We start from the raw sequence: 26,830 nt of genomic DNA, 5'->3' as shown, positions 1-26,830 counted from the left end.
GGTTTGACAGGGGTTCAATGGCCGGGTAGGTCGGATTAGCGCGCAAGCGCGTAATCCGACGCCACCACGCGCGTTTATTTTTTCTTCGCCACCATCTTGACCGCCTCGTTGACGATGACGGGGTTGTCTTTCTGGATGTAGTAGCCGGCGCCCGTGATGCGCTCGATGGCCGGCGCGCCGGACAAACGTTGCCACTCCTTTTCCTGGGCCCGCACCACGTTTTCAAACGAGCCCATTTCCTCGATGCTGAACTTGTCGCGCACCAGCAGCATGGCGGGCACGCGCAGCGGACTGCTCATGTCCACCTGTTGCAGGCACTGCGTCTGGGCATCGAATTCGGCTGATTCCGTGCTGTTGAACATGAGTTTGCGCCGCGTTTTCACGAGCATGGCGTAGGCGGACGCGTCCGTCTGCAGGCGGTTCCATTGCTGCGGGTGCGTGGGGTCGAGCAGGACCAGGCCTGCCACGTCCTGCGGGTACAGTCTGGCATACACATACTGGTACAGCCCGCCCAAGCCGTGGCCGACCAGCACATAGGGCGGTTTCAGGCCCGCTTGCGCCAGCAGGGCGCGCTGCTGGGCGGCGATGGTGCACGGATCGCGCGGCGTGGTGGTCTTCTGGCTGTCGCCGTAGCCGGGGCGGTCGTAGACGAGCACACGGTGCTGCCTGGCCACTTCGGGCACGACATTGGCCCACACATCCTTGCCGTCACCCATGGCCGACTGGAAGACCACGGGCAAGCCGCCCTGGCCGCTCAGGGTGTACGCGATGCTGGCGTCGGGCAGGGCCGCCGTGGCGGGCACGCCTGGCGTGGCCGGGGCGGATGGAAACAGAGAGCAACCGGAAAAACAGCCTGCCAGCAGCAAGCCGGCGCTGGAGAGGAGCATGGTGCGCGCGGGGCGGCCGACGAATAGATGATGCATGAATCTCCTTCTTGGTGCGGGGACCGGGGACCGGCATGGCGTGCCAGCCATTATAGGCAAAACCATATGGAAGTGGAAATGCCGAACAGAAGCGGATTTCCCGATCTGTCAGCTGGCGTCGGCGCGATGGCAGACGGCTTCGATGCGGTTGCCGTCCGGATCGAACAGGAAGGCCGCGTAATAGCTGGCGTGATAGTGGCGCAAGCCGGGCGCGCCCAGGTCGATGCCGCCATGCGCCAGCCCCGCGCGCCAGAACGCTTGCACGGCCGCGCGCGAGGGGGCCTTGAAGCAGCAGTGGCGGCGCGGCGCGTCGTCGGGCTGGGGGCCCAGGCGCACGGAAAAGTAGCTGCGCTCAGGATGTTCCGCATCGCTGCGCTCGCCATAGCCTATCCACGCATTGGCGTGGTCGCTGCCCACCTTGGGCACGTCCAGCGCGGCGAAGACGGCGTCGTAGAAACGCTCGGCGCGTTCCAGGTCGCTGACGGTAAGGGAGACGTGATCGAGCATGGGCACTCCACTATAAAAACAAGGACGGCCATAGCATAGCCCGGATCAGGGCGGCCATGGGCGGGAGTGACCGAGTGATACTGTTGCTGGTTGACTGCCGGTTAAGGGCGGCGGGCGAGCCGCGCCACGATACTGCGGCTTATCAGTTGCACGCGGGGCGCGAACAGCATCACGGCGCAGAAGGCCACGGGCCAGGCGGCGAAGAAGGCATGGTGCCAGCGCGGCAGGAAGTCCGCCTGCAGGCCAATATTGAGCCAGGTGACCCAGGCGCTCATCAGCAGGGTCATGAGCAGCGACATCAGGAAGGCAAATACGCAGCGCAGGCGCAGGGCATCGGACATGGGGCACTTTCTAAATGGTGAAGATATGCAGCGTAACGACTTGCAGCAATCTATACTAGCGCCATATTTTTAATTTCAAATTCCGAAAATGCAATCATGCTGGACGAATCATGCTCGATGACCTGGCCCTGTTTGTCGCCATCGTGGAGGCGGGCAGCCTGCATGCGGCGGCCGTCAAGGAAGACTTGCCCGCCGCCACCGTCACGCGCCGGCTGCAGAAGCTGGAAAGCCAGCTCGGCTACCGTTTGCTCAACCGCAGCGCGCGCCGCCTGCAGCCGACGGCGGAAGGCTGGCAATACTACGAGCAGTGCCGTCCCCTGGTCCACGCCTTGCGGCAGGCGACGCAGCAGCTCGACGCCAGCCTGTCGGCCGTCTCCGGCAGCATCCGCGTGCTGGCGCCCGTCAACTTCGCCAGCGGCTTGCTGACACCGGCCTGGGTCAGCTTCATGCAGCAGTATCCGGACATCCGGCTGGAGCTGGAACTGTCGAACCTGCTGCAAGACCTCGTGGGCAGCGGCGCCGACCTGGCCATCCGCGTGGGCGCGCTCGACGATTCCTCGCTGATGCAGCGCCGTCTGGGCAGCGCCGCGCTGGTGATGGTGGCCGCTCCCGGCTACCTGGAGCGCGCCGGCGTGCCGCGCGACTTGCAGGAACTCGAACGGCACGAGCTGATTGTGGCCGAACCGCTGCGCAGCTGGCGCTTGCGACGGCCCGGCGATGGCGCCGAGATGGTGATCGAACCGCAGGCGCGCCTGCGCGTCAACGAAATGCGGCTGGCCGTGGAGATGGCCGACGCGGGCATCGGCATCCTGCTGTGTCCGCTTTTGCAGTGCCGCGACGAGGTGGCGCGTGGTTCGCTCGTGCGCGTGCTGCCCGACTGGATGCCGCAGCCGCGCCACGTGTACGCCGTGTGGACGCAGCGGCGCTACCTGCCGGCCCGCGTGCGCGTGCTGCTCGAACACCTGGCGGCGTTTGCGGCGGCCAATCCGCTGCTGAACGGGGAACTGGACGGGCAGCATGCCCCGTTGTCTCCAATCCTTTCCATTAAGTAATAACCGAGCGCTTGTACTTTTCGCCAGGATCGCGTTAAGATAAAGCTGCCCGCTTATCCAGAGGGCAATCTGGTGTTTTTTCGCGCAATCCGTCCCTATCCATGAGAGTAGCAATGAAATATCTGATCGTTCCCTTCTTGCTGGCCATCACTGGCTGCGAAGTACTGTATGACGCGAACCGGGACAAGATCGGCGAGTATTGCAACAGCCTCAATAATTTTGACGACCGGAACGCCTGCCGCAAGCGCAACCAGACCAGCTACCAGGAATACGTGCAGCAGCGCGAGCAGCTGAAAAAGGGCAAGAGCGAAAAATAAGCTTGCCGCCGCCTGCGCCGCATCCGCTGCTTAAAAAAACAAACGCCGCTGACCAGTCAGCGGCGTTTTGCTTTGCGGGCCCCGGCCTTGCGGACAGGGCTTGCATCCAATTAATCGTCGGCGTAGATATTGTTATCCTTCGTTTCCTTGACGAACAGGGTGCCGATCACGACAGTCGCCAGGGCGACGACGATCGGATACCACAGGCCGTAATAGATGTCGCCCTTGAAGGCCACCAGCGCGAAGGCCGTGGTCGGCAGCAGGCCGCCGAACCAGCCGTTACCGATATGGTAGGGCAGGGACATCGACGTGTAACGTATGCGCGTCGGGAACATTTCCACCAGCATGGCGGCGATCGGGCCGTACACCATGGTCACGTACAGCACCAGGATGAACAGCAGCAAGACGACCATCGGCTTGTTGATCTGGTCCGGATCGGCTTTCGCAGGGTAGCCCGCTTCCTTGATGCCGGCGCCGATTTCCTTCTTCAGCGCCGCTTCCTTCGCCTTGCTGTCGGCGTCGAAGTTCAGGCCGTCCGGCGTCATGGCGGCGTTAAACGAGGTGAATTCCTTCGTACCGATGCGCACCTTGGCGATCGCGCCGGCCGGCGCGTCTTCCTTCGTGTAGTTCACCGAGCTGTTCGACAGGAAGCCCGTGGCGATGTCGCACGACGACGGGAACTTCTTGGTGCCGGTCATGTTGAACTGGAAGTGGCAGGAAGCCGGGTCGGCCACCACCACCACTGGCGAGTTCTTCAGTGCCGCTTCCAGCTGCGGGTTGGCGAAGTGGGTCAGGCCGTTGAAGATGGGGAAGTAGGTCGCCGCGGCGATCAGGCAGCCGCCGAGAATGATGTACTTGCGGCCGATGCGGTCGGACAGGCCGCCGAAGAACAGGAAGAACGGCGTGGCCAGCAGCAGGGCGATGGCGACGAGCACGTTGGCCGTGGCCAGGTCCACTTTCAGGGTCTGGATCATGAAGAACAGCGCATAGAACTGACCCGTGTACCAGACGACGGCCTGGCCGGCGGTCAGGCCGATCAGGGCCAGGATGACGATCTTCAGGTTTTTCCACTTGCCGAACGCTTCCGTCAGCGGCGCCTTCGAGGTCTTGCCCTCGGCCTTCATCTTGGCAAACGCCGGCGATTCATTCATGGCCAGGCGGATCCACACGGAAATACCCAGCAGGATGACGGAAACGAGGAAGGGAATGCGCCAGCCCCATGCCTCGAAATCCTTCTCGCCCGTCGCCAGGCGGGTGCCCAGGATGACCATCAGCGACAAGAAGAAGCCCAGCGTGGCCGTCGTCTGTATCCACGCCGTGAACGCGCCGCGCTTGCCTTCAGGCGCGTGCTCGGCCACATAGGTGGCTGCGCCGCCGTATTCGCCGCCCAGCGCCAGGCCTTGCAGGATGCGCAGGATGACGAGGATGATCGGTGCGGCGATGCCGATGGAGGCGTGGCCCGGCAGCAAGCCGACGATGAAGGTCGAGCCGCCCATGATCAGAATCGTGATCAGGAAAGTGTACTTGCGGCCGATCATGTCGCCCAGGCGGCCGAAGACCAGCGCGCCGAACGGACGCACGATGAAGCCGGCGGCAAAGGCCAGCAGCGCGAAAATAAAGGTGGTGGTGGGGTCGCCGATGAAGAATTGCTTGGCGATGATCGATGCGAGCGAACCGTACAGGTAAAAATCGTACCATTCAAAGACGGTGCCGAGCGAGGATGCAAAGATGACCTTGCGTTCCTCGGGCGTAATCGGCGTTCCCTTGGTGGACATTTTCCGTACGTCGGCCGAGCCGGATGGTGATGCCATGGTTTGTCTCCCTATGTTTTATAGTGAACCGTTGCCGCGGTCTTTTTGACCATTCTTGCAACAGCTGGAGGCGAGTGTGTTCTCCGAACCTTACGTCATGCTTGCTTGAAACTTACACCAAACTTACAAATTGCTGATCATTCCAACTTTGCGAACGACCGTACTTAAATGTGCTATTCTCATTCCGCAGATACCCCACCCAATAATATCCCCACAAGGAGACACAGCATGAATGAAGCCGTCATCGTATCGACCGCCCGCACGGGCCTGGCCAAGTCCTGGAAGGGCGCGTTCAACATGACGCATGGCGCCACCCTGGGCGGCCATGTGTTGGCGGCCGCCGTTGAGCGCGCGCGCATCGAGGCGGAAGAAGTGGAAGACGTGCTGGTCGGCTGCGCCTTTCCCGAAGGCGCCACGGGCGGCAACATCGCGCGCCAGGTCGCCTTGCGCGCAAGCTGTCCCGTCACCACGGCCGGCATGACCGTCAACCGTTTTTGTTCCTCGGGCTTGCAGGCCATCGCCCTGGCGGCGCAGCGCATCATCGCCGGCGAAGGCGATATCTATGCGGCCGGCGGCGTGGAGTCGATTTCCTGTGTGCAAAATGAAATGAATACGCATATGTACCGCGAGGTCTGGCTGCAGCAGCACAAGCCGGAAGTGTACTGGCCCATGCTGCAGACGGCCGAGACCGTGGCCAAGCGCTATCAGATTTCGCGCGAGCGCCAGGATGCGTATGGCGCGCAAAGCCAGCAGCGCGCCGCCGCGGCCCAGGCGGCCGGCCTGTTCGACGCGGAAATCGTGCCGATGAGCACCGTCATGGGCGTGGCCGACAAGGCCAGCGGCATGCTGGTCTCGCGCGAAGTGACGATCGCCGCCGACGAAGGCATCCGTGCCGACACGACGTACGACGGCGTGGCGAAGATCCGCCCGGCCATCCCGGGCGGCGTCATCAGCGCCGGCAATGCCAGCCAGTTCTCCGACGGTGCGTCTATGGCCATCGTGATGAATGCGAAAGTGGCCGAAGCGAAAGGCTTGCAGCCGCTGGGCATCTTCCGCGGCTTTGCCGTGGCCGGCTGCGAACCCGATGAAATGGGCATCGGCCCCGTCTACGCCATCCCGAAACTGCTGAAAAAGGCGGGCTTGACGGTCGCCGACATCGGCCTGTGGGAACTCAACGAAGCGTTCGCCGTACAAGTGTTGTATTGCGCCGATACCCTGGGCATTCCCATGGACCGCCTGAACGTGAACGGCGGGGCGATTGCCGTCGGCCACCCGTACGGCGTGTCGGGCGCCCGCCTGACGGGCCACGCCTTGATCGAAGGCAAGCGCCGTGGCGTCAAATACGTGGTCGTGACCATGTGCATCGGCGGCGGGCAGGGCGCGGCGGGGCTGTTCGAAGTGCTGTGATGTAAGTAAAACCCAGTCTGCGGGCGGCCTGAGTGCCGCCCGTTTTCTTTTACCGCTCACTTTCTGCAAGGCGCGCCGATAGCGGGTACAGTAATGCTTCATTTATAAACAAGCAGCCTGCCACCATGATCAAGCACATCGTTTTCTGGAAACTCAAAGACCATGCCGAAGGCGCCGACCGCGCCACGAATGCCCTGAAACTGAAAGCCCTGCTCGATGCCTGTTCGGATTTGGTCCCCGGCATTGTCAAATTCGAGGTAGCCGTGGCCCAGCCCGGCCTGGAAGCGACCTACGACATCGTGCTGTACAGCGAATTCGTCAGCCGCGCAGCGCTCGACGCCTACCAGAACCATCCCGAGCACGTGAAAATCAAGCCGTTTTTTGCGGCTGTGCGGGAAGCCAGGCAGTGCATGGATTACGAGATTTAGCTGAGACACCGAAGCAAACCTACTGCGACGGTTTTGCTCGGTGTCGTGAATATCAATGTTAGCCATCAACTTTATTGACAGGAGCATGCATGACCACCTACCAACGCATCGTCCTCGCCTCGCGTCCCACGGGCGAAGTGCAGCCGGATAACTTCCGCCTGGAAACCAAAGACATTCCCGCCATCCAGGATGGGCAATTGCTGGTGCGTAACCAGTACCTGTCGCTCGACCCCTACATGCGCGGGCGCATGAGCACGAATAAAAGCTATGCGGCGCCGCAGGCGCTCGATGAAACCATGATCGGCGGCACGGTGGGCGTGGTGCTGGAATCGAAGCATCCGAAGTTCGCCGTCGGCGACACGGTGGTGGGGACCCTGGGCTGGACGGAAGTGGCCGTCTCGGACGGCACCATGCTGCGCAAGGTCGATACGACGCATATCCCTGCGTCCGCCTACCTGGGCTCCGTCGGCATGCCGGGCATGACGGCGTGGTATGGCTTGAACCAGATCATGGCGCCAAAAGCGGGCGAAACGGTGCTCGTGTCGGCCGCCAGCGGCGCCGTGGGCAGCGTCGTGGGTCAGCTGGCGAAATTGAAAGGCTGCCGCGTGGTCGGCATCGCGGGCGGCGCGGAAAAATGCGCGTATGTCGTAGACGAGCTGGGGTTTGATGCCTGCGTCGATTACAAGGCGGGCAACCTGGCAGCCGACCTGGAAGCGGCCACGCCCAACGGCATCGACGCCATCTTTGAAAACGTGGGCGGCGCCGTGTTCGACGCGACCCTGGCGCGCACCAACGCATTTGGCCGCGTGGCCCTGTGCGGCTGGATCGCCGGCTACAACGGCGAACCGACGCCGCTCGACAATGCGCGCTTCATCCTCACCAACCGCCTCACCGTGCGCGGCTTCATCGTTTCCGAGCAGCCGGAATTCTGGCCGCAAGGCCTGGCGGAGCTGGGTACCCTGGTGGCGACGGGCAAGCTGAAATTCCGCGAATCCGTGGCCGAGGGCCTGGCCAGCGCGCCGGAAGCCTTCATGGGCCTGTTGAAAGGCCGTAACTTCGGCAAGCAGCTGGTCAAGCTCAGCTGATCTCTCTGTGGAAAGGCAGGCCGTGCGACAATAACGGCCTGTCTCTTTCTACATTACACCATGACCAAGCACACCATCCGCCTCGGCGACTGGGCCACCCTGGGCCCTGACGCGACCGCCATCCGTTTTGAAGTCTTTGTCGATGAACAGAAAGTGCCGGCCGAGATCGAACTCGACGACATGGACGCCGTCTGCCTGCATGCCGTGGCCTATGATGATGCCGGCAACGCCGTCGGCACGGGCCGGCTATTGCCGGACGGCCACATCGGACGCATGGCCGTGCGCCAGCCTGGCCGCGGCACGGGCGTGGGCGGCGCCATTCTGACCTTGCTGATGGACAAGGCGCGCGAACGCGGCGATGCGGCGGTGGTGCTGAACGCGCAAACCGTGGCCGCGCCATTCTATGCGCGCCACGGTTTCGTGCAGCAGGGGGAGGTATTCGAAGAGGCGGGGATTGCGCATGTGGAGATGCGGCTGGCGTTTTAACTGTGCTTCCGGTGTTGTCGGATTACGGCCCTTCGGTCCTAGTCCGACCTAGGCCTGCGCTTGCCTGCGGCATCCATGGCAGGTCGGCTTAGCGCAAAGCGCGTAAGCCGACACCACCAGCACCATCAGTTCTGCGCGTGCGACTGGCGCCATTTATCGAGGATCACGGCCAGCACGATCACGACGCCCTTGGCCACATATTGCCAGAACGACGACAGTCCCAGGATCGTCAAGCCATTGTTCATCACGCCGATGATCAGGGCGCCGATGACGGTGCCCCAGACGGAACCGACGCCGCCCATCAGGCTCGTGCCACCCAGCACGACGGCCGCGATGGCGTCGAGTTCATAACCGGTACCCCAGTTGCCGTTGGCCGCATACAAGCGGCTGGCCGACATGGCGCCGCCCAGGCCCGCGAACAGGCCGCTGATGGTGTAGACAAACATCAGCACGAGACCGACCTTGATGCCCGTCAAACGTGCCGCCTGGATATTGCCGCCGACGGCGTAGATATGCAGGCCCAGGGTGGTCTTGCGCAAAATAAACCAGGTCAGCAAGACGACGGCGGCGGCCAGCCAGATCAGCCAGGGCACGGCCAAGAAGCTACCGTTGCCCATCCATTCGAAGCTGGGGATTTCCGTGTTCAGCACGCTGGTGCCGTCGGCCAGCAAATAGGCGGCGCCGCGCAGGGCCGTCATGGTGCCCAGGGTCACGACGAAGGGGTTCAGGCCGACGAGGGCGACGAGCACGCCGTTCAGCGCGCCCAGCAGCAAGCCGACGATGAGGAAGGCGGGAATCGAAAAGCCGGCGAACTGCGCCGACAGCGACATCAGCATGCCTGCCACGGCCGAGACGGCCAGTACGGAGCCGACGGACAGGTCGATGCCGCTGGTCAGGATGACGAAGGTCATGCCCGAGGCCAGCACGATGTTGATCGACACCTGGCGGAAGATGTTCATGGTGTTGGTGCTGGTCATGAAGGTGGACGTGCCGTCGGCCGAGAAATACACGGTCAGGCCATACATGGCCAGGTACAGCACGACCAGCACGGGCAGCATGCCCAGGCGGCGCATCAGGTTCGAGGCATTGAAGGGTTCGCCGGCGCGCGGGGCGCCGCGGGTGGTAGTTGTCATGATTTGCTATCTCCTGTTGATTATTCTTATGCCGCTTCCAGCTGTGTGGCATAGGCGAGGATGTTTTCCTGCGTGATGTCGTCGCCCGTCACTTCGCCCGTCAGGCGTCCTTCGCACATCACCATCACGCGGTCGCAGATGCCGACCAGTTCGGCCAGTTCGCTGGAAATGCACAGCACGGCCGTGCCCGCGTCCGCCAGCTGGTGGATGATCTTGTAGATTTCGCTCTTCGCGCCCACGTCCACGCCCCGCGTCGGCTCGTCGAGGATGAGCACTTTCGGTGCGATGGCCAGCCAGCGCGCCAGCAAGACTTTCTGCTGGTTGCCGCCGGACAATCCTCCCACGATGCCGTCCGGACCGGAGACCTTGACGTTCAGGTTGGCAATCGCCTCGCGCGTGAGCTGGGTCAGGGCGCCACGGTTGACCACGCCCGCCGTCGCATGCTTGGACAGGATATTCATCGACATGTTTTCCATGGCCGACAATTGCATGAACAAGCCCAGGCTCTTGCGGTCTTCCGGCAGGTAGCCGATGCCGTGGCGGATGGCCGCCAGCGGCCGGTGGATGTGCACTTCCTCGCCGTCGAGCCACACTTGCCCCGATTGCTTCTTGTCCGCGCCAAAGATCAGGCGCGCCAGTTCCGTGCGGCCCGCGCCGACCAGGCCGGCAAGTCCCGTCACTTCGCCCGCATGCAGGGCGAACGAGGCGGGCTTGACCTTGCCGCCGCCCACGCTCTCCACGCGCAGGCGCTCGGCACCGCGCGTGGTGCGCCGCTGGTGCGAATAAAAGTCGTCGGCGGGGCGGCCCACCATCATTTGCACGACTTTCTTTTGATCGAGTTCATCCTTGCCCAGTTCGCCCACATAGGCGCCGTCGCGCAGCACCGTGATGCGGCGCGCCAGGCGTTCCACCTCGGCCATGCGGTGGCTGATGTAGAGCACGGCCAGGCCCTTGTCGCGCTGCTCTTCGATGATGCGGAACAATTGTTCTGTTTCCCGGTCGGACAGGGCGGCAGTGGGCTCGTCCATGATCAGGATGCGGCTTTCGTGCACGAGGGCGCGGGCGATTTCCACCTGCTGCTGCTCGGCGATCGACAGGGTCGCGACCATGGTGTCCGCGTCGAAGCGGGAACCGAGGTCGGCCAGGATGGCGTTCGTGCGCGCGCGCATCTCGCCACCCTTGACGGTCCAGAACGGGCCCTTCGGTTCGCTGCCCATGAAGACGTTCTGCGCCACCGTCATGTTCTTGGCCACGCTCAGTTCCTGGTAAATCAGGTTGATACCGAGCGCGCGGGCCTCGCCCGGGCTGCGAATCTTGATCGGCTTGCCGTCGAGAATGATTTCACCGGCGTCCGGCGTGTACACGCCCGAGAGGATCTTCATCAGGGTGCTCTTGCCGGCGCCGTTCTCGCCCATCACGGCATGGATTTCGCCGCTGCGCACCGTCAGGTGCACGCCGCGCAGCGCGCGCGTGGCGCCAAAGCGCTTCTCGATGCCGCGCATTTCAAAAATAATATCGTCGCTCATGACTGTCCTTCCTTGCTTTTGAAACTGTCGCCCGCCCTTGGGCCGGGGCGGGCGACACGTGGTTCAGGTCAGGCAGATCAGTTCTTTACCCAGCCCGTGTAGGTGGCGACGTTTTCCTTGGTGATGGCCGGGGTCGGCAACAGCACCATGGTCTGCTTCGGCGTACGGCCGTTCATGATGTCGTAGCCCATCTGCACGGCATCGGTCGCCATGCGGTACGGGTTTTGCGCTGAGGTGGCGGCAAACAGGCCGGCCTTGTTTTTCAGGGCGTTCTGTCCATCGGGCGCGCCATCGACGGCCGTGATCAGTTTCACGTCCGTGCGCTTCGATTGCTTGATCGCCAGTTCCGCGCCAATGCCGGTCGGATCGTTGATGGCGAACACGCCGTCGATCTTCGGATGGGCCGTCAGCAGGTTCGACATCACGGTCATGCCGCCGTCGCGGCTGCCGCCTGCGTTCTGGTTGTCGGACAGGATTTTGATATCCTTGAACGCGGCCAGGGTTTTCTTGCAGCCGTTCACGCGGTCGATCACCGACGTGACGGGCGGGCCGTTGAGGATCACCACATTGCCCTTGCCGCCGATCTGCTTGGCCAGGTAGGCGCACGAGACGTCGCCGGCCATGGTGTTGTCGGACATCACGGTGGCCGAAGCGCCCACAGCGCCCACGTCGACGGCGATCACGACCACGCCAGCATTGCGCGCTTTCTTGATGGCCGGGGCGATGCCCTTCGAGTCGACGGCGTTCAGGATGATGATGTCGGTCTTGTTGGCGATGAAGTTCTCGATCTGGTCTACCTGGGTGTTCAGGTCATACTTGCTGGAAACAGTCGTGACTTTCACGCCAGGGCCGCCCAGCTTTTTCGCGCTTTCTTCCGCGCCACGGCCAATCGCCACAAAGAACGGGTTGGCCAGGTCGCCCACGCTCACGCCGATCGATTTCAGCGGTTTGTCGGCGGCGAAGGCGCCGCAGGCGGCGGACAGCAGCAGGGAGGCGGTAATGACTTTTTTCATGAGGATCTCCAAGGGTTTTTATTGTAAAAAAACAAACTGTGCTACGGGTAAAGCTTACTTGTTGCGTAATTTCTCGATCATGGCGTCCAGCTTGCCCGCATCGACGGCAAAGCCGCGGATGCCCTCGGCCAGCTTTTCGGTCGCCATCGCGTCGTCGTTCAAGGCGTAGCGGAAAGCGGCCTCGTCGTACGTGACGGCCGGCTGCGCCGCGCCCAGGTCGCCGCCCAGCGCGCGCGCGAACGGTTCGTTTGACGCTTCCAGCTTGGCCAGCAGATCCGGGCTGATGGTCAGCAAGTCGCAGCCGGACAGGGCCGTGATCTGCCCCACGTTGCGGAAACTGGCGCCCATCACTTGCGTGGCGATGCCATGTTGCTTGTAGTAGTTGAAGATGCGCGTGACGGACTGTACTCCCGGATCGTTGGACAAGCTGCGCGCCGCTTCGTCCCATGCCGCGCCCATGGACTTCTTGTGCCAGTCGTAGATGCGGCCCACAAACGGCGAAATCAGCCGCACTTTCGCGTCGGCGCAGGCGACGGCCTGGCAAAACGCGAACAGCAGGGTCAGGTTGCAAAAGATGCCATCGGCTTCCAGTTCGCGCGCCGCCTGGATGCCTTCCCAGGTGGCGGCGATCTTGATCAGCACGCGCTCGCGCTTGACGCCCGCTTGTTCGTACAGGGCGATCAAACGGCGCGCGCGGGCCACGGTGGCGGCGCGGTCAAAGCTCAGGCGGGCATCGACTTCCGTCGACACGCGGCCCGGTACCACTTTCAGGATTTCCAGGCCGAAGCGCACCAGCACCTGGTCGACTATATCGTCGAGCGAGGCATTCTTGTGGGCTGCGACCGTGCTTTCCAGCAAGGGTGCGTAATCGGGCTGCAGCACGGCTTTTAAAATCAGCGACGGATTGGTGGTGGCGTCTTGCGGCGCGAAGCGGGCCAGTTGCAGGAAGTCGCCCGTGTCGGCGACGACGGTGCTGGCTTGCTTCAATTGTTGCAGCTGATTCATTGCTATTCCTTATCACTGAGTTGGTGCAGAGCTTGCACGGCGGGAAACAGGCTACGGTAGCGGCCGTAGCGGATGCTCAAGGCTGCGCTGTGCGCGGCATCGGGCAGGAAAGTATTTTTGATGGGCAAGCCCTGCGTCAGCAGCCTGGCGTCGCCGATGGCGGCAAAGCCCAGCTTGGCCGCGCCCAGGCTGGCGGACAGTTCGCTGTTGTGCAGGGTGCGCATTTCGCGTCCCAGCACATTGGCCAGCAGCTGCGCCCAGTACTGGCTGCGCGCGCCGCCGCCCACCAGCATGCAGTGGGGCACCACGGCGCCCGTTGAGGTGACGGCGGCCATGGCATCGCGCAAGGCAAAGGCCACGCCTTCGAGCACGGCATAGCCGAGCTGGGCCGGCGTGCTGTCGTGGCCCAGTTGCAAAAAGGCGCCGCGCACTTGCGGGTCGTTATGCGGCGTGCGTTCGCCCGACAGGTAGGGCAGGAACAGAGGGGCCGAGGGCGCGATGGGCGCATCGAGCGGCAGGGCGCTTTCCACCAGCGCCAGCAGGGCCGCCTCGTCGGGCTGGCCCAGCACGCCGGTGGCCCAGCGCAGGCAGCTGGCGCCGGACAGGATCGCGCCCATCGCATACCAGCGGCCGGGCAGGGCGTGGCAAAAGCTGTGCACGCCGCCGGCCGGGTTGCCCAAGGGCGCGTCGGTGACGCTGACGATGGCGGCGCTGGTGCCCAGCGAAATGAAGCTGTCGCCGCCGTTGACGGCGCCGATGCCCACGGCCGAGACGGGATTGTCGCCGCCGCCGGCGGCCACCACCACATCCATGGGCAAGCCCAGCTGATCCGCGACGGCGGGCGGCACGGTGCCCGTGGTCGCATCGCCTTCGGCCAGCGCCGGCATCTGTGCGGGCACCAGGCCGCAGGCGGCCAGCATGGGGGCGTACCAGGCGCGCGCGGCCTCGTCCAGCCACAGGGTGCCGGCCGCGTCGGACATGTCGGTGATCTTGTTGCCCGTCAAGCGCAGGCGCAGATAGTCTTTCGGCGACAGCAGGCAGGCGATGGCGGCAAACGCGGCAGGCTCGTGCGTTTGCAGCCACAGCAGTTTCGGCGCCGTCAGGCCCGCCATGGGCAGGCTGCCTGTCACGTCGGCATACGAGGGATAGTCGCGCGCCAGGCTCGCCGCTTCGGCTTCGGCGCGCGCGTCGTTCCACAAGATGGCGGGGCGGATCACGTTGTCGTTGCTGTCGAGCAGCACGGCGCCATGCATCTGGCCCGACAGGCCGATGCAGGCGATGCGCGCGTACTCCTGCGGCCAGCCGGCGCGCAGCTGCGCCAGGGCGTTGACGCAGGCGTCCCACCAGTCCTGCGGCGCCTGTTCGGACCAGCCCGGCTGCGGGCGGCTGGTATCGATGCGCACGGAGGCCTGGCCGCGCACGGCGCCAGTGCCGTCCATCAGCACGGTTTTCAGTTCGGAGGTACCGAGGTCGATACCGAGGGAAATCGCTGGATGCATGGTCGATTACGGTAAAAGGTCAGGGGCAGCCGCAGGAATTGCGCACGCGCAAGGTCGGCGACAAGCGCTGCACATGCTGGGCGCGGCCCGGGTTGGCGATACGGTCGATCAGCAGGTCGACGGCCATGGCGCCCAGCTCTTCCAGCGGCTGCGCCATCACGGTCAGGCGGGGGCTGAAGTAATCGGCCCAGTCGAAATCATCGAAGCCGGCCAGCGCCACATCTTGCGGTACCGCAATCTGTGCGTCGCGCAAGGCGTGCATGGTGCCGATGGTCATCAGGTTATTGCCGGCCACGATGGCGGTAGGGCGCTGTCCTGCAGGCAGGGCCAGCAATTCGCGCGTGGCCGCGCCGCTGCGCTCGAGGTTGGATTCGCCCGAACGCAGCAGGTCCGGGTCGAAGGCGATGCCGGCACGCTGCAAGGCCAGGCGGTAGCCTTCGATACGCTCGTCCGTCGTGGACAGGCCGGGCGCGCCGCTGATGAAGCCGATGCGGCGGTGGCCGTGGGCGGCGATCAGATGGCTGACCAGCTGGGCCGTCGCCTCGATGTTTTCCACGCCCACCTGGTCGAACGGCTGGGGCGACATGCGGTCGACCAGCACGGAAGCGATCTTGTTGCTGGTCAAGTAGTCGAGCGTGCGGTTGCGCGTGTCGCCCGACGGCGCCAGCACGATGCCGTCGACCCGGCGCTGGTGCAGGTTCTGCACCACCTTGAGTTCCTGCTCGGGATCGTCATGCGTATCGGAAAACAGCATCATCAAGCCGTGGCGCGTGCAAGCCGCCTCGATGGCGCGCACGGTTTCGCTGAAGTAATGATTGGTGAACGCGGAAATGGCCACGCCGATGGTGCCCGACGACGAGCCGGCCAGGGCGCGCGCCAGCATGTTCGGCACATAGCCGATCTGCTGCATGGCCGCGTTGACGGCGGCGACGGTTTTCGGGCTGACTTTGCGGGTGCCGTTGAGTACGTGCGAAACGGTCGACAGCGATACGTCGGCCGCGCGCGCTACATCTTCCATGGTCGCCATGGTGTCTCCTGATGGTTTTATTCTTATTGTGTGCTGCGATTGGGTGCGGCTGTGTCGCCGCGTTGGAATCTATCGTAAACAAAAGAAAGCGCTTGCGCAAGCGCTTTCTTTTTTGTGCGGACGAATTGCAAATGGTTTTTCGATGCGGATCGGGGAGGGCGCGCAGGTCGGATTAGCGCGCCGGTGGCGCGCGTAATCCGACACAAGGACGGCGGAGATGCCGGTTGGATGCTTGGGTGGTGTCGGCTTACGCGCTGCGCGCTAACCCGACCTACTGTATGACAAGCTCATGCAATTCGCCGGGCGAGTCTGGGAACAGTTTCACGACGGTCGACGTGCGCGTGCCGTAGCCCGGCGTTTCGATGCAGACGGCGGACAGCACGCGCTCGAGGTCGAGCGGCACGCCCGTGTCGGGCAGGCGGAAGTCGGGTGCGCGCGTGGTGTCGGCCAGCATGTCGAAGTAGGCCTCGTCGGGCGCGCCCTGGCACAGCAGGCTGGCGAACTGGGCCTTGGTCTTCAGGACCTTCGGCCAAGGCGCGTCGAGCAGGGCGTTCGACAGGCCGTAGATGCCCGGTTCCAAGGGCTGGCCATTGCGTGCATCGCCATCGCCGCGGTTGGAAAACCAGATCAGCGTCTCCGCATCGCCCAGCACCAGGTTAAAGCCGTTGTAGGCACCGCTGCCCGGGCGGATTTGCGCGATGTAGTCTTGCGGCGACATATTGCCCGCCAGATAGTCGGCCACCAGGGCGCCGCGCGAGGGGGCGTCCGGGTTGCGGTCTTGCGGGCTGCGGATGTTCGTGATGGCGGCAAAGCGCGAACTGCCGCGGCCGGCCTGGGTAATGCCCATCCAGCTGCCGCCCGCCTGCAGGTCGCGGCCCGCATACACTTGCGGGTGCTCGGGCCAGGCGCCGGCCGGGGCGCTGGCGCGCTCATAGAATTCGTCGCGGTTGGCGGCGGCAATCAGCGGAATGTGCGGATTGACTTTCCAGGCAAAAACGATCAGGCACATGGGGGCAAATCCATGAACACTTCCGTATGGCGCGCGCCGGCCGTCAGGGACAGCAAGCCCGCTTCCTCGGTGGCACTCGCCAGCAGCTCGGCAAAGCCTTCGCCGACGACGGGATAGATTTCCATCCACGTCTGCAAGCCATCCTTGGCTTCGGGACGGCGCTTCAGTTGAGGCGCCACGCCGGACGCGGCCGCCAGTTTCGCCTGCAAGGCGCGCACCCGCGCTTCCAGCGCCTGGGCGTGCTCTTGCTTGACCTGATAATAAATGTACAAATCTCTCATGGCATTCTCACAAGTCGAGTGCGTCGAGCACGTAAGGCATGGGCAGGAAATGCACGGCCGCACCCTGGGCCGAGCCGTAGCGCACGGCGCCGGCGGCGCTTGAACCTTCTTCGATTGCCCCCAGCTTCATTTCAACGAGGGCGTCGATGCCGCCGTCACCGTTCGGCGCCGCGTTGACGACCATGCCGCAAGGTTGTTCGGGGTCGCTGACGGCGAACAGTTCGCCGCCGGCCACGACGCTTGCGTCAGCGATGCTGACGAGGGTGGTGCGGCGCTTGAGCTTGCCCAGATACTGGCTGCGCGCGACGATTTCCTGGCCCGGGTAGCAGCCTTTCTTGAAGTTGACGCCGCCCAGCAATTCAAAATTGACCATTTGCGGCACGAATTGCTCTTGCGTGGCGGCCGTGATTTGCGGCATGCCCGCATGGATGTCAGATAAATGCCAGGCGTCATTGCCGCCCTTGGCCAGTTTCTCAGCCAGCTGCGGCCACACGTCGCGCGCGGTGACGGCGGACGTCAGCCATTCATAGCGGGCGCTGCCGAAGGCATCGGCCACGCGCAGCAGGGTGCCCAGCGCGTGCTCGACCTTGCTGAACGGCGCGGCGGGCAGGGCGGGGAACCAGGCCGACAGGGCCGCGCCGGCTTGCTTGCCGCCCAGGCCCAGCATGACCTGGTTCGCTTCATCCAAGAACGCATCGTGCAGCTTGGCCTTGGCGCGCAGCACGAACATTTGTAAACGCTTCTGGATGGCCGGCTGTATGGCGCGCGGCAATTGCAGATAAATAGTGGTGGCGTTGCGCCACATCAGGAAACTGGCCAGCATCCGGCCTTTCGGCGTGCAGTAGCCGGCCAGGCGCACTTGCTCCTGGTTCAGGTGTTCCACGTCGTTGGTCAGCTGGCCGTGCAGGAAACTGGCTGCCTCGTCGCCGTTCAAGCCGATCAAGCCCTGGTCCGTGATGGCCGCGACAAAACCTTCTTGCAACTGGGACACTGTCAGGGACTGGCCAAAATCGGCAATAGGGGAGTTCGCGGTGCCGTCAGGCGCGCCATCGATGGCAGCGGGGCGGGCGCCTTGGGCGGTTAAAAATTGATTCCAGTTATTCATAATTTCCATTAGATCAGCGATTAAGCATTATCATTACGGGTTCATTATAGTGATGTCGCGCAGATTGCGTCGGCAGCGGCAAGATTGCCAGTGTTGGCGCCGCTTTCCGCGCACTTGCTTCACAAATGAACGATCATAACAAGCGCGCGCTGCCCGCCAGCGCGCGCATCACAAGAATCGGAACAATGGCTTTCTTTAAAAAACTTGTAGTCAGTTCAGTCATCGCCGCCATCGGCGTGGGCGGTACTTTTGTGTACTGGGCGCAGCAGCCCATCACCACGGACGGCGAAGCGATTCCGTTTACGATTGCGCCCGGCAGCGGCGCGCATGCGGCCGGCCAGCAGATCGCGGACGCGGGCGTGCCCATCGTGCCCATCCTGTTCAACATGCTGGCGCGCATCGAAGGCAAGACCTCGAAGATCAAGGCCGGTTCCTACGAGCTGAAGCCGGGCACGACGCCGCAGCGTCTGATCACACAGCTGGCGCGCGGCGAGTTTGCGCAGGAATCCTTGACCATCATCGAAGGCTGGACCTTCAGGCAGATGCGCATGGCCATGGCCAGCCATCCTGGTCTCAAGCACGATACCGTAGGCCTGTCCGACAAGGAACTGATGGCGAAGATCAGCCCCGAATATGTGCTGCCGGAAGGCCTGTTCTTCCCGGATACCTATCTGTTCGCCAAGGGCGCCAGCGAAATGCAGATTTTCAAGCAGGCGCATGCGGCCATGATAGGCCGCTTGTCCGAAGCGTGGGACAAGCGCGATCCGGCCTTGCCGTATAAAAACCCGTATGAGGCGCTGATCATGGCGTCCATCGTGGAAAAGGAAACGGGGCAAAAGTCCGAACGCGCCATGATCGCCGGCGTCTTCGTCAACCGCCTGAAGACGGGCATGCTGCTGCAGACGGACCCGACCGTGATCTATGGCATGGGCGACAATTACCAGGGCAAGATCCGCAAACGCGACCTGGAAGCGGACACCCCGTACAATACCTACACGCGCGGCGGCTTGCCGCCCACGCCGATCGCCCTGGCTGGCGCGCAATCGCTGACGGCGGCGCTGGCGCCGGCCCGCACGCAGGCGCTGTATTTCGTCGCGCGCGGCGACGGCACCAGCCAGTTCTCGGCCAACTTGCCCGACCATAACCGCGCCGTGAACCAGTACCAGCGCTAATATCCTTATCAAATCAAGAGCTTCATGACACAACACTATCAACCGCGCTTCATCACCTTCGAAGGCATCGATGGCGCGGGCAAGTCGACGCATATCGGCTTTGTTACCGATTACCTGCGGCAGCGGGGCGTGCGCCTCGTCTCGTCGCGCGAACCGGGCGGCACCAGCCTGGGCGAAAAGCTGCGCGAACTGCTGCTGCACGAAAAAATGCACCTGGAAACGGAAGCCTTGCTGATGTTCGCCAGCCGCCGCGAACACATCGCGCAAGTCATCGCGCCTGCCCTGGAACGGGGCGAATGGGTCATTTCCGACCGCTTTACCGATGCCAGCTTCGCCTACCAGGGCGGCGGGCGGGGCATGGACCTGGGCAAGATGGAAGCGCTGGAAGCGTGGGTGCACCCGCACTTGCAGCCGGACATCACATTCCTGTTCGACGTGCCGCTGGCCGTGGCCCGTGCCCGCCTGGATGCCACGCGCGCGCTGGACAAGTTCGAGCAGGAGCGATCGGACTTCTTTGCCGCCACGCGCAACGAGTATCTGCGCCGCGCGGCCCAGTTTCCGCAGCGCTTCCGCATCATCGATTCCACGCAAAGCATTGCCGATATCCAGGTGCAGCTCGCGCAATTGCTTGATGTATTGCTTGAGAAAAGCATTGCAATATACTGATTTACAAAGAATAAAATGACCAGTTCTCTCTATCCATGGCAACAGGATGCCTGGCAGCAATTGCAAGCCTTGCGCCCGCGCATGCCGCACGCCATTCTGTTCCATGGCGCGCAGGGCATCGGCAAGGCCGACTTCATCGAGCATTTTGCGCAAGCGCTGTTGTGCGAAGACGTGCGCGCGGACGGCCATGCCTGCGGTGCCTGCGCCTCGTGCGGCTGGTTTAGCCAGGGCAACCATCCCGATTACCGCCGCGTGCGTCCGGAAGCGCTGGAAGACGAGGTGGCCGACGACGGCGAAGAGGGCGAAGGCGCGAAGAAAAGCGCCAAGACCAAGACGCCGTCGAAAGACATCAAGATCGAGCAGATCCGCAACCTGGGCGACTTCATGAATATTTCCACGCACCGCCAAGGCTTGCGCGTGGTGGTGCTGTACCCGGCCGAGGCGCTCAATACGCCCGCGTCGAACGCCTTGCTGAAAACCCTCGAGGAGCCGCCGCCGGGCACCCTGTTCCTGCTGGCGTCGAACAGCCTGGACCGTTTGCTGCCGACGATCTTGTCGCGCTGCAGGAAATTCGCCTTGCCCATGCCCAGCCACGAGCAGGCATTGACGTGGCTCAAGGCGCAAGGCTTGAACGATGCGGACAGCTGGCTGCGCGAGCAGGGCGGCGCGCCGCTGGCCGCCTTGGCCCAGTCCGAATCGGGCGGCCGCGACGAAACGGAACAGCTGCTGCAAGTATTGGCCAATCCCGGCGTGGAAGCGGCCCTGAAAGCGGCCGACAAATTGCAGAAGGCGCCGCTGGCGCCGCTCGTGGCGTCCCTGCAGCGCTGGCTGTACGACGTGTTTTCCGTTAAATTGTCCGGCACCATCCGCTATTACCCGCGCCACCGGCGCGAACTGGAAGCGCTGGCCGGGCGCATCAACGTGAGCCGTCTGATGGCCGCCATCAAGGCGGCGAATGAGCGCCGGGCAATTGCCGAGCATCCTCTGTCGCCCAAGCTCTTTCTCGAAGACATGCTGCTCGACTACGCGTCAAGTTGTCAATGAAATCAAGCGCTTGTGTTACTGAGTTAATGTAAATTATCTCTACGCCGTTTGCCAGGCCCGAAACCTGGTGTTACAGTCAAGGCACTGGACAGCAACGGAGGCGTGCATGCAACGAGTCACTGGCATCGGCGGTATCTTTTTCCAGGCGCAAGACCCGGCCGCGCTGCGCGCCTGGTACCAGCGCCATCTGGGCCTGGACGTGCAGCCCTGGGGCGGCGCCGCCTTCACCTGGACGGATAGCGCTGGCCAGCCCACGGCCGGCACCACCATCTGGTCCGTGGCAGGCAAGGACAGCGAGCAGTTCGCGCCCGGCAAGGCGTCCTTCATGGTGAATTACCGGGTCGACAACCTCGATGCGCTGCTGCAAGCCCTGCGTGACGAAGGCTGCACGGTGCTGGACAAGGCGCCCGATTCGGAATACGGCCAGTTCGGCTGGGTCATCGATCCGGAAGGCAACAAGGTGGAGCTGTGGCAGCCGCCAGAAGGGCAGTAGGCGGGGGCAATAGGCGAAACCTGCGCCATTCAGCGATAATACCGGCTCAGATAACGATCCCTATTGATTATGCGCGACATTATTGCTGGATTCCTACGTTTCCAAAAAGAGGTTTTTCCTGAGCGCCGCGAGTTGTTCAAGACGCTGGCCACGGGACAGACCCCGAAGGCCCTGTTCATTTCCTGCTCGGACAGCCGCATGGTGCCCGAGCTGGTGACGCAGCGCGAACCGGGCGAGCTCTTTGTGATCCGCAACGCGGGAAATATCGTGCCCTCGTACGGCCCGGAGCCGGGCGGCGTCAGCGCCACGGTCGAATTTGCCGTGTCGGCCCTGAACGTGAGCGACATCGTCATTTGCGGCCATTCCGATTGCGGCGCGATGAAGGCGATCGCCACCTGCGCCTGCCTCGATCACATGCCGGCCGTGCGCAGCTGGCTGCACCATGCGGACGCCGCGCGCATGATCAACGAATCGGTCGAGCATCCGACGGAACAGTCGCGCATCGACGGCATGGTGCGCGCCAACGTGGTGGCGCAACTGAATAACCTGCGCACCCATCCCTCGGTGGCGCTGGCCATGGCGCAACACCGGCTGACCCTGCATGGCTGGGTGTACGACATCGAGAACGGTTCGCTCGACGCGCTCGACGAGTCGACCGGCAACTTCGTTCCACTGGCCGAACACCCGGCCTCGCAGATGTAATCGGCTGCCAGCAGCCGAACCGCCCCGGCAAGGGATGCGCGCCGCCGCCGTTCCCCTGCCAGTTTCTGCTCCCTCCGGTACAATCCCGCCTTATGTATATCGATTCCCATTGCCATATCAATTTCCCCGAGCTGGCCGCTCGCATGCCCGAGATCCTCGCCAAGATGGCCGAGAACAAGGTGACGCACGCGCTGTGCGTGTCCGTCGACCTGCCGGACTTTCCGCAGGTGCTGGCCCTGGCCGAGCAGTATCCGCATATCTTCGCGTCCGTCGGCGTGCATCCCGACTACGAGGACACGCCTGAACCGTCCGTGGAGGACCTGGTGCGCCTGGCCGATCATCCGAAGATCATCGCCATCGGCGAGACGGGCCTTGACTATTTCCGTCTGACGGGCGACCTCGAGTGGCAGCGTGAGCGTTTCCGCACTCACATCAAAGCTTCAAGAATCACGCGTAAGCCCTTGATTATTCACACAAGAGCGGCCAGCGAAGACACGATACGCATCATGCGCGAAGAGGGCGCCGGCGTGTCCGACGGCGGCGTGGCCGGCGTCATGCATTGCTTTACGGAGTCGCTGGAAGTGGCGCGCGCCGCCATAGCCATGGGTTTCTATATTTCGTTTTCCGGCATCGTCACGTTCAAGAGCGCCAAGGATTTGCAGGCCGTGGCGCTGGAAGTGCCGCTCGAGCGCATCCTCATCGAGACGGATTCGCCGTACCTGGCGCCCGTGCCGTTCCGCGGCCGTATGAACGAACCGGGCTACGTGGCGCACGTGGCGGAATACCTGTCGACCCTGAAGGGCATCCCTCTGGAGCAGGTGGCGCGTCAGACGACGGACAATTTCTTCAAGTTATTCAATCAGTTGCCATAACTTCTTAAGGTTAACCATGATGAAAAGACTCGCGCTAGCGATGTTGTTGTGCTGGGCCGCCGCCAGCCAGGCGGCGCCGGAACCGGACGCCTTCTTCCGCGCCGTTTCCGTCAACAATGACATTGGCGTGCGCAGCATGCTGCTGGATGGCATGAATCCGAACCAGCCCGACGGGCAGCGCGGCGACATACCGCTCGTGCTGGCCTTGCGCGACGATGCCGACAAGGTGTTCAAGCTGCTGCTCGACGCACCGGGCATCGACATCGAAGCGCGCTCGGCCAATGGCAACACGGCGCTGATGATGGCGGCCTACAAGCACAAGCTCGATGCTGTGAATGCCTTGCTGGCCAAGGGCGCCAAAGTCAACCAGAGCGGCTGGACGGCGCTGCACTATGCGGCCTCGGCGGGCGACTTGCCCATCATGAAGATTTTATTGGACCGCGACGCCGTCGTTGATGCGCGCGCGCCTGCCAATATCACGCCGCTGATGTTTGCCGCCCGCGAAGGACAGGAGGGCGCCGTCAAGCTGCTGTTGTCCTGGGGCGCGGACGCCAGCCTGAAAAGCGACCATGGCTGGACGGCCGTGCAGTTCGCCCAGGCCGGCGACAAGCCCGGCGTGGTGGCCATCATCGAAGCGGCCCAGAAGATGCGCGCGGCACGTAAATAAGTAGATGCAAGTAATGTTTTAATTTCAATATTTTCCATGCCAGCGCTGAAACTGGCATGGAATTGCCTCTCACCTCAGCCCTTTGTTCTCCCTGGCGATTAACGATAATGATCGTGTCGCATTAATCAGGAGATTTTTCGCATGGGTCATCACATCAACGTCAGGCGCCGGCTGGTTTGTCGCCGCCCCTCGCGCAGCCCGTGCGATATCACTGCTTTCTGGAATGACAAAACCGATCGGCCATCGGAGCCAGACTCCAAGAGGACAGACATGCTGAATGAACGAGAAATCGAGAGTTGTTACCTGGGGCAATTTATCCCCGTCCATTACCATCACAATATGTTGATGGACCAGAACCGCATGCACGGGTTCAAGTCGGCGATCGATTACGCGGTGAAACCCGGCATGAAGGTGCTGGAGCTGGGCGGCGGCACGGGCGTGCTGTCGTGGTTTGCGGCCGCGCGCGCCGACAAGGTCTGGTGCGTGGAGTTCAATCCGGACATGGTCAAGGAAGCGCGCAAGATGCTCGCGCTCAATTCCAACGGTGAAAAAGTTGAAGTCGTCCACGCGGACGCCTTCGAATACCTGCCGCCCGAGCCTGTCGATGTGGTCATTTGCGAAATGATCCATGTCGGCATGCTGCGCGAAAAGCAGGTGGAAGTGATTGAATCGTTCAAGCGCCGGTACCTGGCCCGCTTCGGCGGCCCGCTGCCGATCTTCCTGCCCGAAGCCGTCATCATGGCCGTGCAGCCGATGCAGCAGGAATACGATTTCGAGGGGTTTTATGCGCCCATCGTGCAATTCCAGGAAACCACGGCCATTCACCCGGGCGTGCAGGAGCTGGCGCCGCCTTCCGTGTACAGCATCATCGACTTCAGCCAGCCGACGGACAGCGTGTTCGGCTTCGACGGCAAGTTCGTCGTCGAGCGCAGCGGCACCTTGAACGCCTTGCGTTTCGTCACCAAGAACATCCTGGCCGTCGTGCCCGAGCGCTCGACCACCATCGACTGGCTGAACCACTACATGTGTTTGCCGCTGGCCACGCCGGTGGCGGTGAAGGCGGGCGATGTGCTGCAGGTGAGCTTCCAGTACCGGGCCGGCGGCTCGATTCCCTCGCTGGAAGCGTCGATCCGCGCGCAGGTGATCTACGACGTGAATCTGCAGCCAGTCGCGCAGAACGCCGTCTACGCCTAAATGGCATTGGTTTGAAGGCAACGCCGCAGCGATTTCGTCCTGCGGCGTTTGTCCATTCAGGGTATATTTCGTCTTTTACCACTGGACAGCTTTACTATCATGGAACAGATCGATCAGCGTTACCTCGTGCAACAGAACAAAATCAGCGACGGCGAGACCAGGCCGCCCGTGTTTGCCAAGGTAATGCGCAGCAAGGAAGGCGTGTTTGAAGGCGTGTCTTTCATCAAGTCGAAGGACAAGGCCTCCGTGCTGACCATCGAAGAGGCCAATCAGGCCATCAAATGGGCCACCAGCAAGAAGCCGAACGCGCATGAATACATCACGAAAGTGATTTGCGTCGGCCAATAAGTTCCCGTTCATTCCCGTTTTTGCACCGTTCATCCCCTTAGCACGCAGTTCGTCGCATGGCCGTTGCCGCCCCGGCGGCGCTTGACTATAGTGCCGTCACGGTAGCGGGGCAAGCACGGCTTGCTCCGCACATTTCATTCGAGGGGAACGCGATGCTGGGATTCGTGCTGTGGCTGCTGCTCTTGCTGGTGTGCTGGCCCCTGGCCTTGCTGGCCCTCGTGCTGTATCCGCTGGCCTGGCTGCTGTTGCTGCCATTTCGCCTGATCGGCATCGGCGTGGAAGGCGTGTTCGAATTGCTGCGCGCCATCGTCATGCTGCCGGCCCGCGTGCTGGGCGGCGGGCGGCACTGAACTGGATTCCGCATAAAAAAATGGCGCCCTCGGCGCCATTTTTTTATGCGTGTACTGCTTACAGGTCGACCATGAAACCGGCGCCGATCGATTTCTGCGAATAGTTGTAATCGATCAAGCTCTGGCCATAGCCGGAGAACAGCTGCAGATAGCCTTTCAGGTTGGCCTTCAGCGGGAAAGCCCAGCTCGCCTGCATGGAACCGTGCTTCTTGCTGAAGTTGCGGCGCGCCGTGACCGCGTATTCATGGCCCTTGTTGCGGTAGCTCAGGCGCAAGTCGCCATGGCCCATGTAATCGATGATGTCGATATTGTCATTGTCGGCGGCGCTATTGTCGAGGCGGTGCCAGACGCGGGCCGTGACGGCCAAGTTGTCCTTCTCCATGCCCAGTTCCGCATACACGCGGTTCCAGCTGCGCGACAGGGTCGAGGTCTGGCCATTCGACTGGTGCACCAGGCCCAGGTTCAGGTAATTGAATTCCACGCCGGCGAAATTCTTGTTGATTGGCAAGATCAACATCAGTTCCGGCTGGTAATTGGTCTCGCGGAACGGGCTCGATGCCTTGCGGTTATACGCTTGCCAGAAACTTTGCTGCGTGTAGCCGAACCACATGTCGATGGGCGTGCCGGCGATATCTTCCAGCATCTTCATCTTGAAGCTCAGCTGGAACGTCAATTCCACGTGCTGGCTCTTGATGCCGGCTGGCGTGAAATCCTGGAACGGTTCGTCGTTCGAGGCGTCGCTGTAGTTGGCCAGCAGCAGATAGGTGTCGCGGTGCGGACGGAAGTTGAACAGGCCCCGTTTCGAGGCGTCGTTCAGCTCCCACGATTGCTGCATGCGCGAAATCGGTGTTTCCGGCGGCGCCGCGCCAGTCTGCGCGACGGCGGGAATGGCGGCGTTGACGGCGTCCGGGGTGGCCACGCCGGGCGGGCTGACGGGCGTGAAGGGAGCGACCTCGGCCGCCGCTGCCAGGGTGACGGCCGCGCTGGCGGGATCGCCGCCGGCGGCGATGGTGGCTTTTTCAGCCGCCTTGGCCAGGGTATCGAAGCAACCCAGGCGGGCACTGGCGTCGCCAAGCACGGCACAACGCTGCATTTGTTGTTCCAGTTCGCCGGCCATGGCCAGCGCCGGCGAGGCCAGCAGGGAGGAGAGGATTATTTTTCTTAGTCGGATAGTCATAGGCTGAGTGGGGCATGTCATTCGGTGCGCACCTGGGCTGCATGCCGCCGGCGTCGCCTTACACGATAGATCACCGTGCGTCTTGATTCTGATTAATCTTTGTTGAATTAATAGATATGAAAGTATAGCGGAAGACGCCAATTGTCCCGTCCGTGTAGCGTGCGCGCGGGGATCGGTGTGGCGCGGATGG

General features: G+C 62.8%; 30 protein-coding genes. 16 read left to right on the top strand and 14 right to left on the bottom strand.

Annotated elements, in window-relative coordinates:
• Positions 1 to 74: 74 nt before the first annotated feature.
• The 3 genes from CBW66_RS05055 to CBW66_RS05045 all read right to left on the bottom strand — a co-directional run bounded on the left by CBW66_RS05055 (position 75) and on the right by CBW66_RS05045 (position 1,771).
• The gene (locus tag CBW66_RS05055; protein ID WP_170932823.1) at positions 75 to 923 is read right to left on the bottom strand and encodes an alpha/beta fold hydrolase; all 849 of its coding nucleotides are present in this window, start codon (positions 921 to 923) and stop codon (positions 75 to 77) included.
• Between the two features lie 108 nt (positions 924 to 1,031).
• Entirely contained in the window at positions 1,032 to 1,430 is a 399-nt protein-coding gene (locus CBW66_RS05050; protein WP_086136884.1) for a VOC family protein, read from the bottom strand.
• 101 nt (positions 1,431 to 1,531) lie between these two features.
• Entirely contained in the window at positions 1,532 to 1,771 is a 240-nt protein-coding gene (locus CBW66_RS05045; protein WP_086136883.1) for a DUF2798 domain-containing protein, read from the bottom strand.
• A gap of 110 nt (positions 1,772 to 1,881) precedes the next feature.
• Here CBW66_RS05045 and CBW66_RS05040 point away from each other — a divergent pair, with 110 nt between their 5' ends.
• Together CBW66_RS05040 and CBW66_RS05035 are read left to right on the top strand one after the other, a co-directional pair.
• Positions 1,882 to 2,823 (top strand): LysR family transcriptional regulator, encoded by a 942-nt coding sequence (locus CBW66_RS05040; protein ID WP_086136882.1) that lies wholly within the window; start codon positions 1,882 to 1,884, stop codon positions 2,821 to 2,823.
• 113 nt (positions 2,824 to 2,936) lie between these two features.
• Complete coding sequence (locus tag CBW66_RS05035) at positions 2,937 to 3,140, top strand: hypothetical protein (protein WP_086136881.1); 204 nt, start codon at positions 2,937 to 2,939, stop codon at positions 3,138 to 3,140.
• Positions 3,141 to 3,250: 110 nt separating this feature from the next.
• Here CBW66_RS05035 and CBW66_RS05030 read toward each other — a convergent pair whose 3' ends face one another.
• Positions 3,251 to 4,951 (bottom strand): MFS transporter, encoded by a 1,701-nt coding sequence (locus tag CBW66_RS05030; protein WP_086136880.1) that lies wholly within the window; start codon positions 4,949 to 4,951, stop codon positions 3,251 to 3,253.
• A 228-nt stretch (positions 4,952 to 5,179) separates the two neighbouring features.
• On the opposite strand from CBW66_RS05030, the gene CBW66_RS05025 reads away from it, so the two are divergent.
• The 4 genes from CBW66_RS05025 to CBW66_RS05010 all read left to right on the top strand — a co-directional run bounded on the left by CBW66_RS05025 (position 5,180) and on the right by CBW66_RS05010 (position 8,357).
• Positions 5,180 to 6,358: an acetyl-CoA C-acyltransferase gene (locus tag CBW66_RS05025; protein WP_086136879.1), complete on the top strand. Its 1,179-nt coding sequence runs from the start codon at positions 5,180 to 5,182 to the stop codon at positions 6,356 to 6,358.
• A gap of 125 nt (positions 6,359 to 6,483) precedes the next feature.
• Complete coding sequence (locus CBW66_RS05020) at positions 6,484 to 6,786, top strand: Dabb family protein (RefSeq protein WP_086136878.1); 303 nt, start codon at positions 6,484 to 6,486, stop codon at positions 6,784 to 6,786.
• Between the two features lie 89 nt (positions 6,787 to 6,875).
• The gene (locus CBW66_RS05015) at positions 6,876 to 7,871 is read left to right on the top strand and encodes an NADP-dependent oxidoreductase (RefSeq protein WP_086136877.1); all 996 of its coding nucleotides are present in this window, start codon (positions 6,876 to 6,878) and stop codon (positions 7,869 to 7,871) included.
• Positions 7,872 to 7,931: 60 nt separating this feature from the next.
• On the top strand, positions 7,932 to 8,357 hold the full coding sequence (locus CBW66_RS05010) for a GNAT family N-acetyltransferase (RefSeq protein WP_086136876.1): 426 nt from the start codon (positions 7,932 to 7,934) through the stop codon (positions 8,355 to 8,357).
• A 125-nt stretch (positions 8,358 to 8,482) separates the two neighbouring features.
• Here the strand turns inward: CBW66_RS05010 and CBW66_RS05005 are convergent, their stop codons facing one another.
• The 9 genes from CBW66_RS05005 to CBW66_RS04965 all read right to left on the bottom strand — a co-directional run bounded on the left by CBW66_RS05005 (position 8,483) and on the right by CBW66_RS04965 (position 17,964).
• Positions 8,483 to 9,490 carry a ribose ABC transporter permease gene (locus tag CBW66_RS05005; RefSeq protein ID WP_086136875.1) on the bottom strand — a complete coding sequence of 336 codons (1,008 nt, stop codon included), beginning with the start codon at positions 9,488 to 9,490 and terminating at the stop codon, positions 8,483 to 8,485.
• A gap of 26 nt (positions 9,491 to 9,516) precedes the next feature.
• Complete coding sequence (locus CBW66_RS05000; RefSeq protein WP_086136874.1) at positions 9,517 to 11,016, bottom strand: sugar ABC transporter ATP-binding protein; 1,500 nt, start codon at positions 11,014 to 11,016, stop codon at positions 9,517 to 9,519.
• 77 nt (positions 11,017 to 11,093) lie between these two features.
• Positions 11,094 to 12,029: an ABC transporter substrate-binding protein gene (locus CBW66_RS04995; protein WP_077404737.1), complete on the bottom strand. Its 936-nt coding sequence runs from the start codon at positions 12,027 to 12,029 to the stop codon at positions 11,094 to 11,096.
• A gap of 54 nt (positions 12,030 to 12,083) precedes the next feature.
• Positions 12,084 to 13,034: a transaldolase gene (gene tal / locus CBW66_RS04990; RefSeq protein WP_086136873.1), complete on the bottom strand. Its 951-nt coding sequence runs from the start codon at positions 13,032 to 13,034 to the stop codon at positions 12,084 to 12,086.
• A 2-nt stretch (positions 13,035 to 13,036) separates the two neighbouring features.
• Positions 13,037 to 14,533: a xylulokinase gene (xylB, locus tag CBW66_RS04985; RefSeq protein WP_086136872.1), complete on the bottom strand. Its 1,497-nt coding sequence runs from the start codon at positions 14,531 to 14,533 to the stop codon at positions 13,037 to 13,039.
• Between the two features lie 19 nt (positions 14,534 to 14,552).
• The gene (locus CBW66_RS04980) at positions 14,553 to 15,560 is read right to left on the bottom strand and encodes a LacI family DNA-binding transcriptional regulator (protein ID WP_086136871.1); all 1,008 of its coding nucleotides are present in this window, start codon (positions 15,558 to 15,560) and stop codon (positions 14,553 to 14,555) included.
• Between the two features lie 271 nt (positions 15,561 to 15,831).
• Complete coding sequence (locus CBW66_RS04975) at positions 15,832 to 16,569, bottom strand: NRDE family protein (RefSeq protein ID WP_086136870.1); 738 nt, start codon at positions 16,567 to 16,569, stop codon at positions 15,832 to 15,834.
• Positions 16,560 to 16,850 (bottom strand): DUF4936 family protein, encoded by a 291-nt coding sequence (locus tag CBW66_RS04970; protein ID WP_086136869.1) that lies wholly within the window; start codon positions 16,848 to 16,850, stop codon positions 16,560 to 16,562. Before CBW66_RS04970 ends, CBW66_RS04975 begins: the two co-directional genes overlap by 10 nt.
• A gap of 7 nt (positions 16,851 to 16,857) precedes the next feature.
• On the bottom strand, positions 16,858 to 17,964 hold the full coding sequence (locus CBW66_RS04965) for a folate-binding protein YgfZ (protein ID WP_086136868.1): 1,107 nt from the start codon (positions 17,962 to 17,964) through the stop codon (positions 16,858 to 16,860).
• 176 nt (positions 17,965 to 18,140) lie between these two features.
• Here CBW66_RS04965 and mltG point away from each other — a divergent pair, with 176 nt between their 5' ends.
• The 10 genes from mltG to CBW66_RS04915 all read left to right on the top strand — a co-directional run bounded on the left by mltG (position 18,141) and on the right by CBW66_RS04915 (position 25,463).
• On the top strand, positions 18,141 to 19,127 hold the full coding sequence (gene mltG / locus CBW66_RS04960) for an endolytic transglycosylase MltG (protein ID WP_070288479.1): 987 nt from the start codon (positions 18,141 to 18,143) through the stop codon (positions 19,125 to 19,127).
• Positions 19,128 to 19,151: 24 nt separating this feature from the next.
• Complete coding sequence (tmk, locus tag CBW66_RS04955) at positions 19,152 to 19,793, top strand: dTMP kinase (RefSeq protein ID WP_086136867.1); 642 nt, start codon at positions 19,152 to 19,154, stop codon at positions 19,791 to 19,793.
• 15 nt (positions 19,794 to 19,808) lie between these two features.
• Positions 19,809 to 20,837 (top strand): DNA polymerase III subunit delta', encoded by a 1,029-nt coding sequence (locus CBW66_RS04950; protein WP_086136866.1) that lies wholly within the window; start codon positions 19,809 to 19,811, stop codon positions 20,835 to 20,837.
• 106 nt (positions 20,838 to 20,943) lie between these two features.
• On the top strand, positions 20,944 to 21,330 hold the full coding sequence (locus CBW66_RS04945) for a VOC family protein (RefSeq protein ID WP_086136865.1): 387 nt from the start codon (positions 20,944 to 20,946) through the stop codon (positions 21,328 to 21,330).
• 69 nt (positions 21,331 to 21,399) lie between these two features.
• A complete protein-coding gene (locus CBW66_RS04940; protein ID WP_086136864.1) occupies positions 21,400 to 22,032 on the top strand; it encodes a carbonic anhydrase in 633 nt (210 codons plus the stop codon).
• Between the two features lie 92 nt (positions 22,033 to 22,124).
• Positions 22,125 to 22,904 carry a TatD family hydrolase gene (locus CBW66_RS04935; RefSeq protein ID WP_086136863.1) on the top strand — a complete coding sequence of 260 codons (780 nt, stop codon included), beginning with the start codon at positions 22,125 to 22,127 and terminating at the stop codon, positions 22,902 to 22,904.
• A gap of 16 nt (positions 22,905 to 22,920) precedes the next feature.
• Positions 22,921 to 23,571: an ankyrin repeat domain-containing protein gene (locus CBW66_RS04930; protein ID WP_086136862.1), complete on the top strand. Its 651-nt coding sequence runs from the start codon at positions 22,921 to 22,923 to the stop codon at positions 23,569 to 23,571.
• Between the two features lie 270 nt (positions 23,572 to 23,841).
• Positions 23,842 to 24,765 carry a methyltransferase domain-containing protein gene (locus tag CBW66_RS04925; protein ID WP_086136861.1) on the top strand — a complete coding sequence of 308 codons (924 nt, stop codon included), beginning with the start codon at positions 23,842 to 23,844 and terminating at the stop codon, positions 24,763 to 24,765.
• A gap of 99 nt (positions 24,766 to 24,864) precedes the next feature.
• Entirely contained in the window at positions 24,865 to 25,113 is a 249-nt protein-coding gene (locus CBW66_RS04920) for a hypothetical protein (RefSeq protein WP_086136860.1), read from the top strand.
• A gap of 152 nt (positions 25,114 to 25,265) precedes the next feature.
• Positions 25,266 to 25,463: a hypothetical protein gene (locus CBW66_RS04915; protein WP_070218341.1), complete on the top strand. Its 198-nt coding sequence runs from the start codon at positions 25,266 to 25,268 to the stop codon at positions 25,461 to 25,463.
• A 58-nt stretch (positions 25,464 to 25,521) separates the two neighbouring features.
• On the opposite strand, the gene CBW66_RS04910 is transcribed toward CBW66_RS04915, so the two are convergent.
• Positions 25,522 to 26,640 (bottom strand): phospholipase A, encoded by a 1,119-nt coding sequence (locus tag CBW66_RS04910; protein WP_230492134.1) that lies wholly within the window; start codon positions 26,638 to 26,640, stop codon positions 25,522 to 25,524.
• Positions 26,641 to 26,830 lie beyond the last annotated feature (190 nt).

It is taken from the genome of Janthinobacterium sp. GW456P (genome assembly GCF_002127655.1).
Taxonomy (GTDB): Bacteria; Pseudomonadota; Gammaproteobacteria; order Burkholderiales; family Burkholderiaceae_D; genus Janthinobacterium.
Note: the sequence above shows the minus strand (reverse complement) of the source record. Positions and strands in the feature narration are given on the sequence as shown.

Coding starts and splice junctions, on each gene's coding strand:
- CBW66_RS05055 (WP_170932823.1), bottom strand. CDS start 923: ATGCATCATCTATTCGTCGGCCGCCCCGCGCGCACCATGCTCCTCTCC.
- CBW66_RS05050 (WP_086136884.1), bottom strand. CDS start 1,430: ATGCTCGATCACGTCTCCCTTACCGTCAGCGACCTGGAACGCGCCGAG.
- CBW66_RS05045 (WP_086136883.1), bottom strand. CDS start 1,771: ATGTCCGATGCCCTGCGCCTGCGCTGCGTATTTGCCTTCCTGATGTCG.
- CBW66_RS05040 (WP_086136882.1), top strand. CDS start 1,882: ATGCTCGATGACCTGGCCCTGTTTGTCGCCATCGTGGAGGCGGGCAGC.
- CBW66_RS05035 (WP_086136881.1), top strand. CDS start 2,937: ATGAAATATCTGATCGTTCCCTTCTTGCTGGCCATCACTGGCTGCGAA.
- CBW66_RS05030 (WP_086136880.1), bottom strand. CDS start 4,951: ATGGCATCACCATCCGGCTCGGCCGACGTACGGAAAATGTCCACCAAG.
- CBW66_RS05025 (WP_086136879.1), top strand. CDS start 5,180: ATGAATGAAGCCGTCATCGTATCGACCGCCCGCACGGGCCTGGCCAAG.
- CBW66_RS05020 (WP_086136878.1), top strand. CDS start 6,484: ATGATCAAGCACATCGTTTTCTGGAAACTCAAAGACCATGCCGAAGGC.
- CBW66_RS05015 (WP_086136877.1), top strand. CDS start 6,876: ATGACCACCTACCAACGCATCGTCCTCGCCTCGCGTCCCACGGGCGAA.
- CBW66_RS05010 (WP_086136876.1), top strand. CDS start 7,932: ATGACCAAGCACACCATCCGCCTCGGCGACTGGGCCACCCTGGGCCCT.
- CBW66_RS05005 (WP_086136875.1), bottom strand. CDS start 9,490: ATGACAACTACCACCCGCGGCGCCCCGCGCGCCGGCGAACCCTTCAAT.
- CBW66_RS05000 (WP_086136874.1), bottom strand. CDS start 11,016: ATGAGCGACGATATTATTTTTGAAATGCGCGGCATCGAGAAGCGCTTT.
- CBW66_RS04995 (WP_077404737.1), bottom strand. CDS start 12,029: ATGAAAAAAGTCATTACCGCCTCCCTGCTGCTGTCCGCCGCCTGCGGC.
- tal (WP_086136873.1), bottom strand. CDS start 13,034: ATGAATCAGCTGCAACAATTGAAGCAAGCCAGCACCGTCGTCGCCGAC.
- xylB (WP_086136872.1), bottom strand. CDS start 14,533: ATGCATCCAGCGATTTCCCTCGGTATCGACCTCGGTACCTCCGAACTG.
- CBW66_RS04980 (WP_086136871.1), bottom strand. CDS start 15,560: ATGGCGACCATGGAAGATGTAGCGCGCGCGGCCGACGTATCGCTGTCG.
- CBW66_RS04975 (WP_086136870.1), bottom strand. CDS start 16,569: ATGTGCCTGATCGTTTTTGCCTGGAAAGTCAATCCGCACATTCCGCTG.
- CBW66_RS04970 (WP_086136869.1), bottom strand. CDS start 16,850: ATGAGAGATTTGTACATTTATTATCAGGTCAAGCAAGAGCACGCCCAG.
- CBW66_RS04965 (WP_086136868.1), bottom strand. CDS start 17,964: ATGGAAATTATGAATAACTGGAATCAATTTTTAACCGCCCAAGGCGCC.
- mltG (WP_070288479.1), top strand. CDS start 18,141: ATGGCTTTCTTTAAAAAACTTGTAGTCAGTTCAGTCATCGCCGCCATC.
- tmk (WP_086136867.1), top strand. CDS start 19,152: ATGACACAACACTATCAACCGCGCTTCATCACCTTCGAAGGCATCGAT.
- CBW66_RS04950 (WP_086136866.1), top strand. CDS start 19,809: ATGACCAGTTCTCTCTATCCATGGCAACAGGATGCCTGGCAGCAATTG.
- CBW66_RS04945 (WP_086136865.1), top strand. CDS start 20,944: ATGCAACGAGTCACTGGCATCGGCGGTATCTTTTTCCAGGCGCAAGAC.
- CBW66_RS04940 (WP_086136864.1), top strand. CDS start 21,400: ATGCGCGACATTATTGCTGGATTCCTACGTTTCCAAAAAGAGGTTTTT.
- CBW66_RS04935 (WP_086136863.1), top strand. CDS start 22,125: ATGTATATCGATTCCCATTGCCATATCAATTTCCCCGAGCTGGCCGCT.
- CBW66_RS04930 (WP_086136862.1), top strand. CDS start 22,921: ATGATGAAAAGACTCGCGCTAGCGATGTTGTTGTGCTGGGCCGCCGCC.
- CBW66_RS04925 (WP_086136861.1), top strand. CDS start 23,842: ATGCTGAATGAACGAGAAATCGAGAGTTGTTACCTGGGGCAATTTATC.
- CBW66_RS04920 (WP_086136860.1), top strand. CDS start 24,865: ATGGAACAGATCGATCAGCGTTACCTCGTGCAACAGAACAAAATCAGC.
- CBW66_RS04915 (WP_070218341.1), top strand. CDS start 25,266: ATGCTGGGATTCGTGCTGTGGCTGCTGCTCTTGCTGGTGTGCTGGCCC.
- CBW66_RS04910 (WP_230492134.1), bottom strand. CDS start 26,640: ATGACTATCCGACTAAGAAAAATAATCCTCTCCTCCCTGCTGGCCTCG.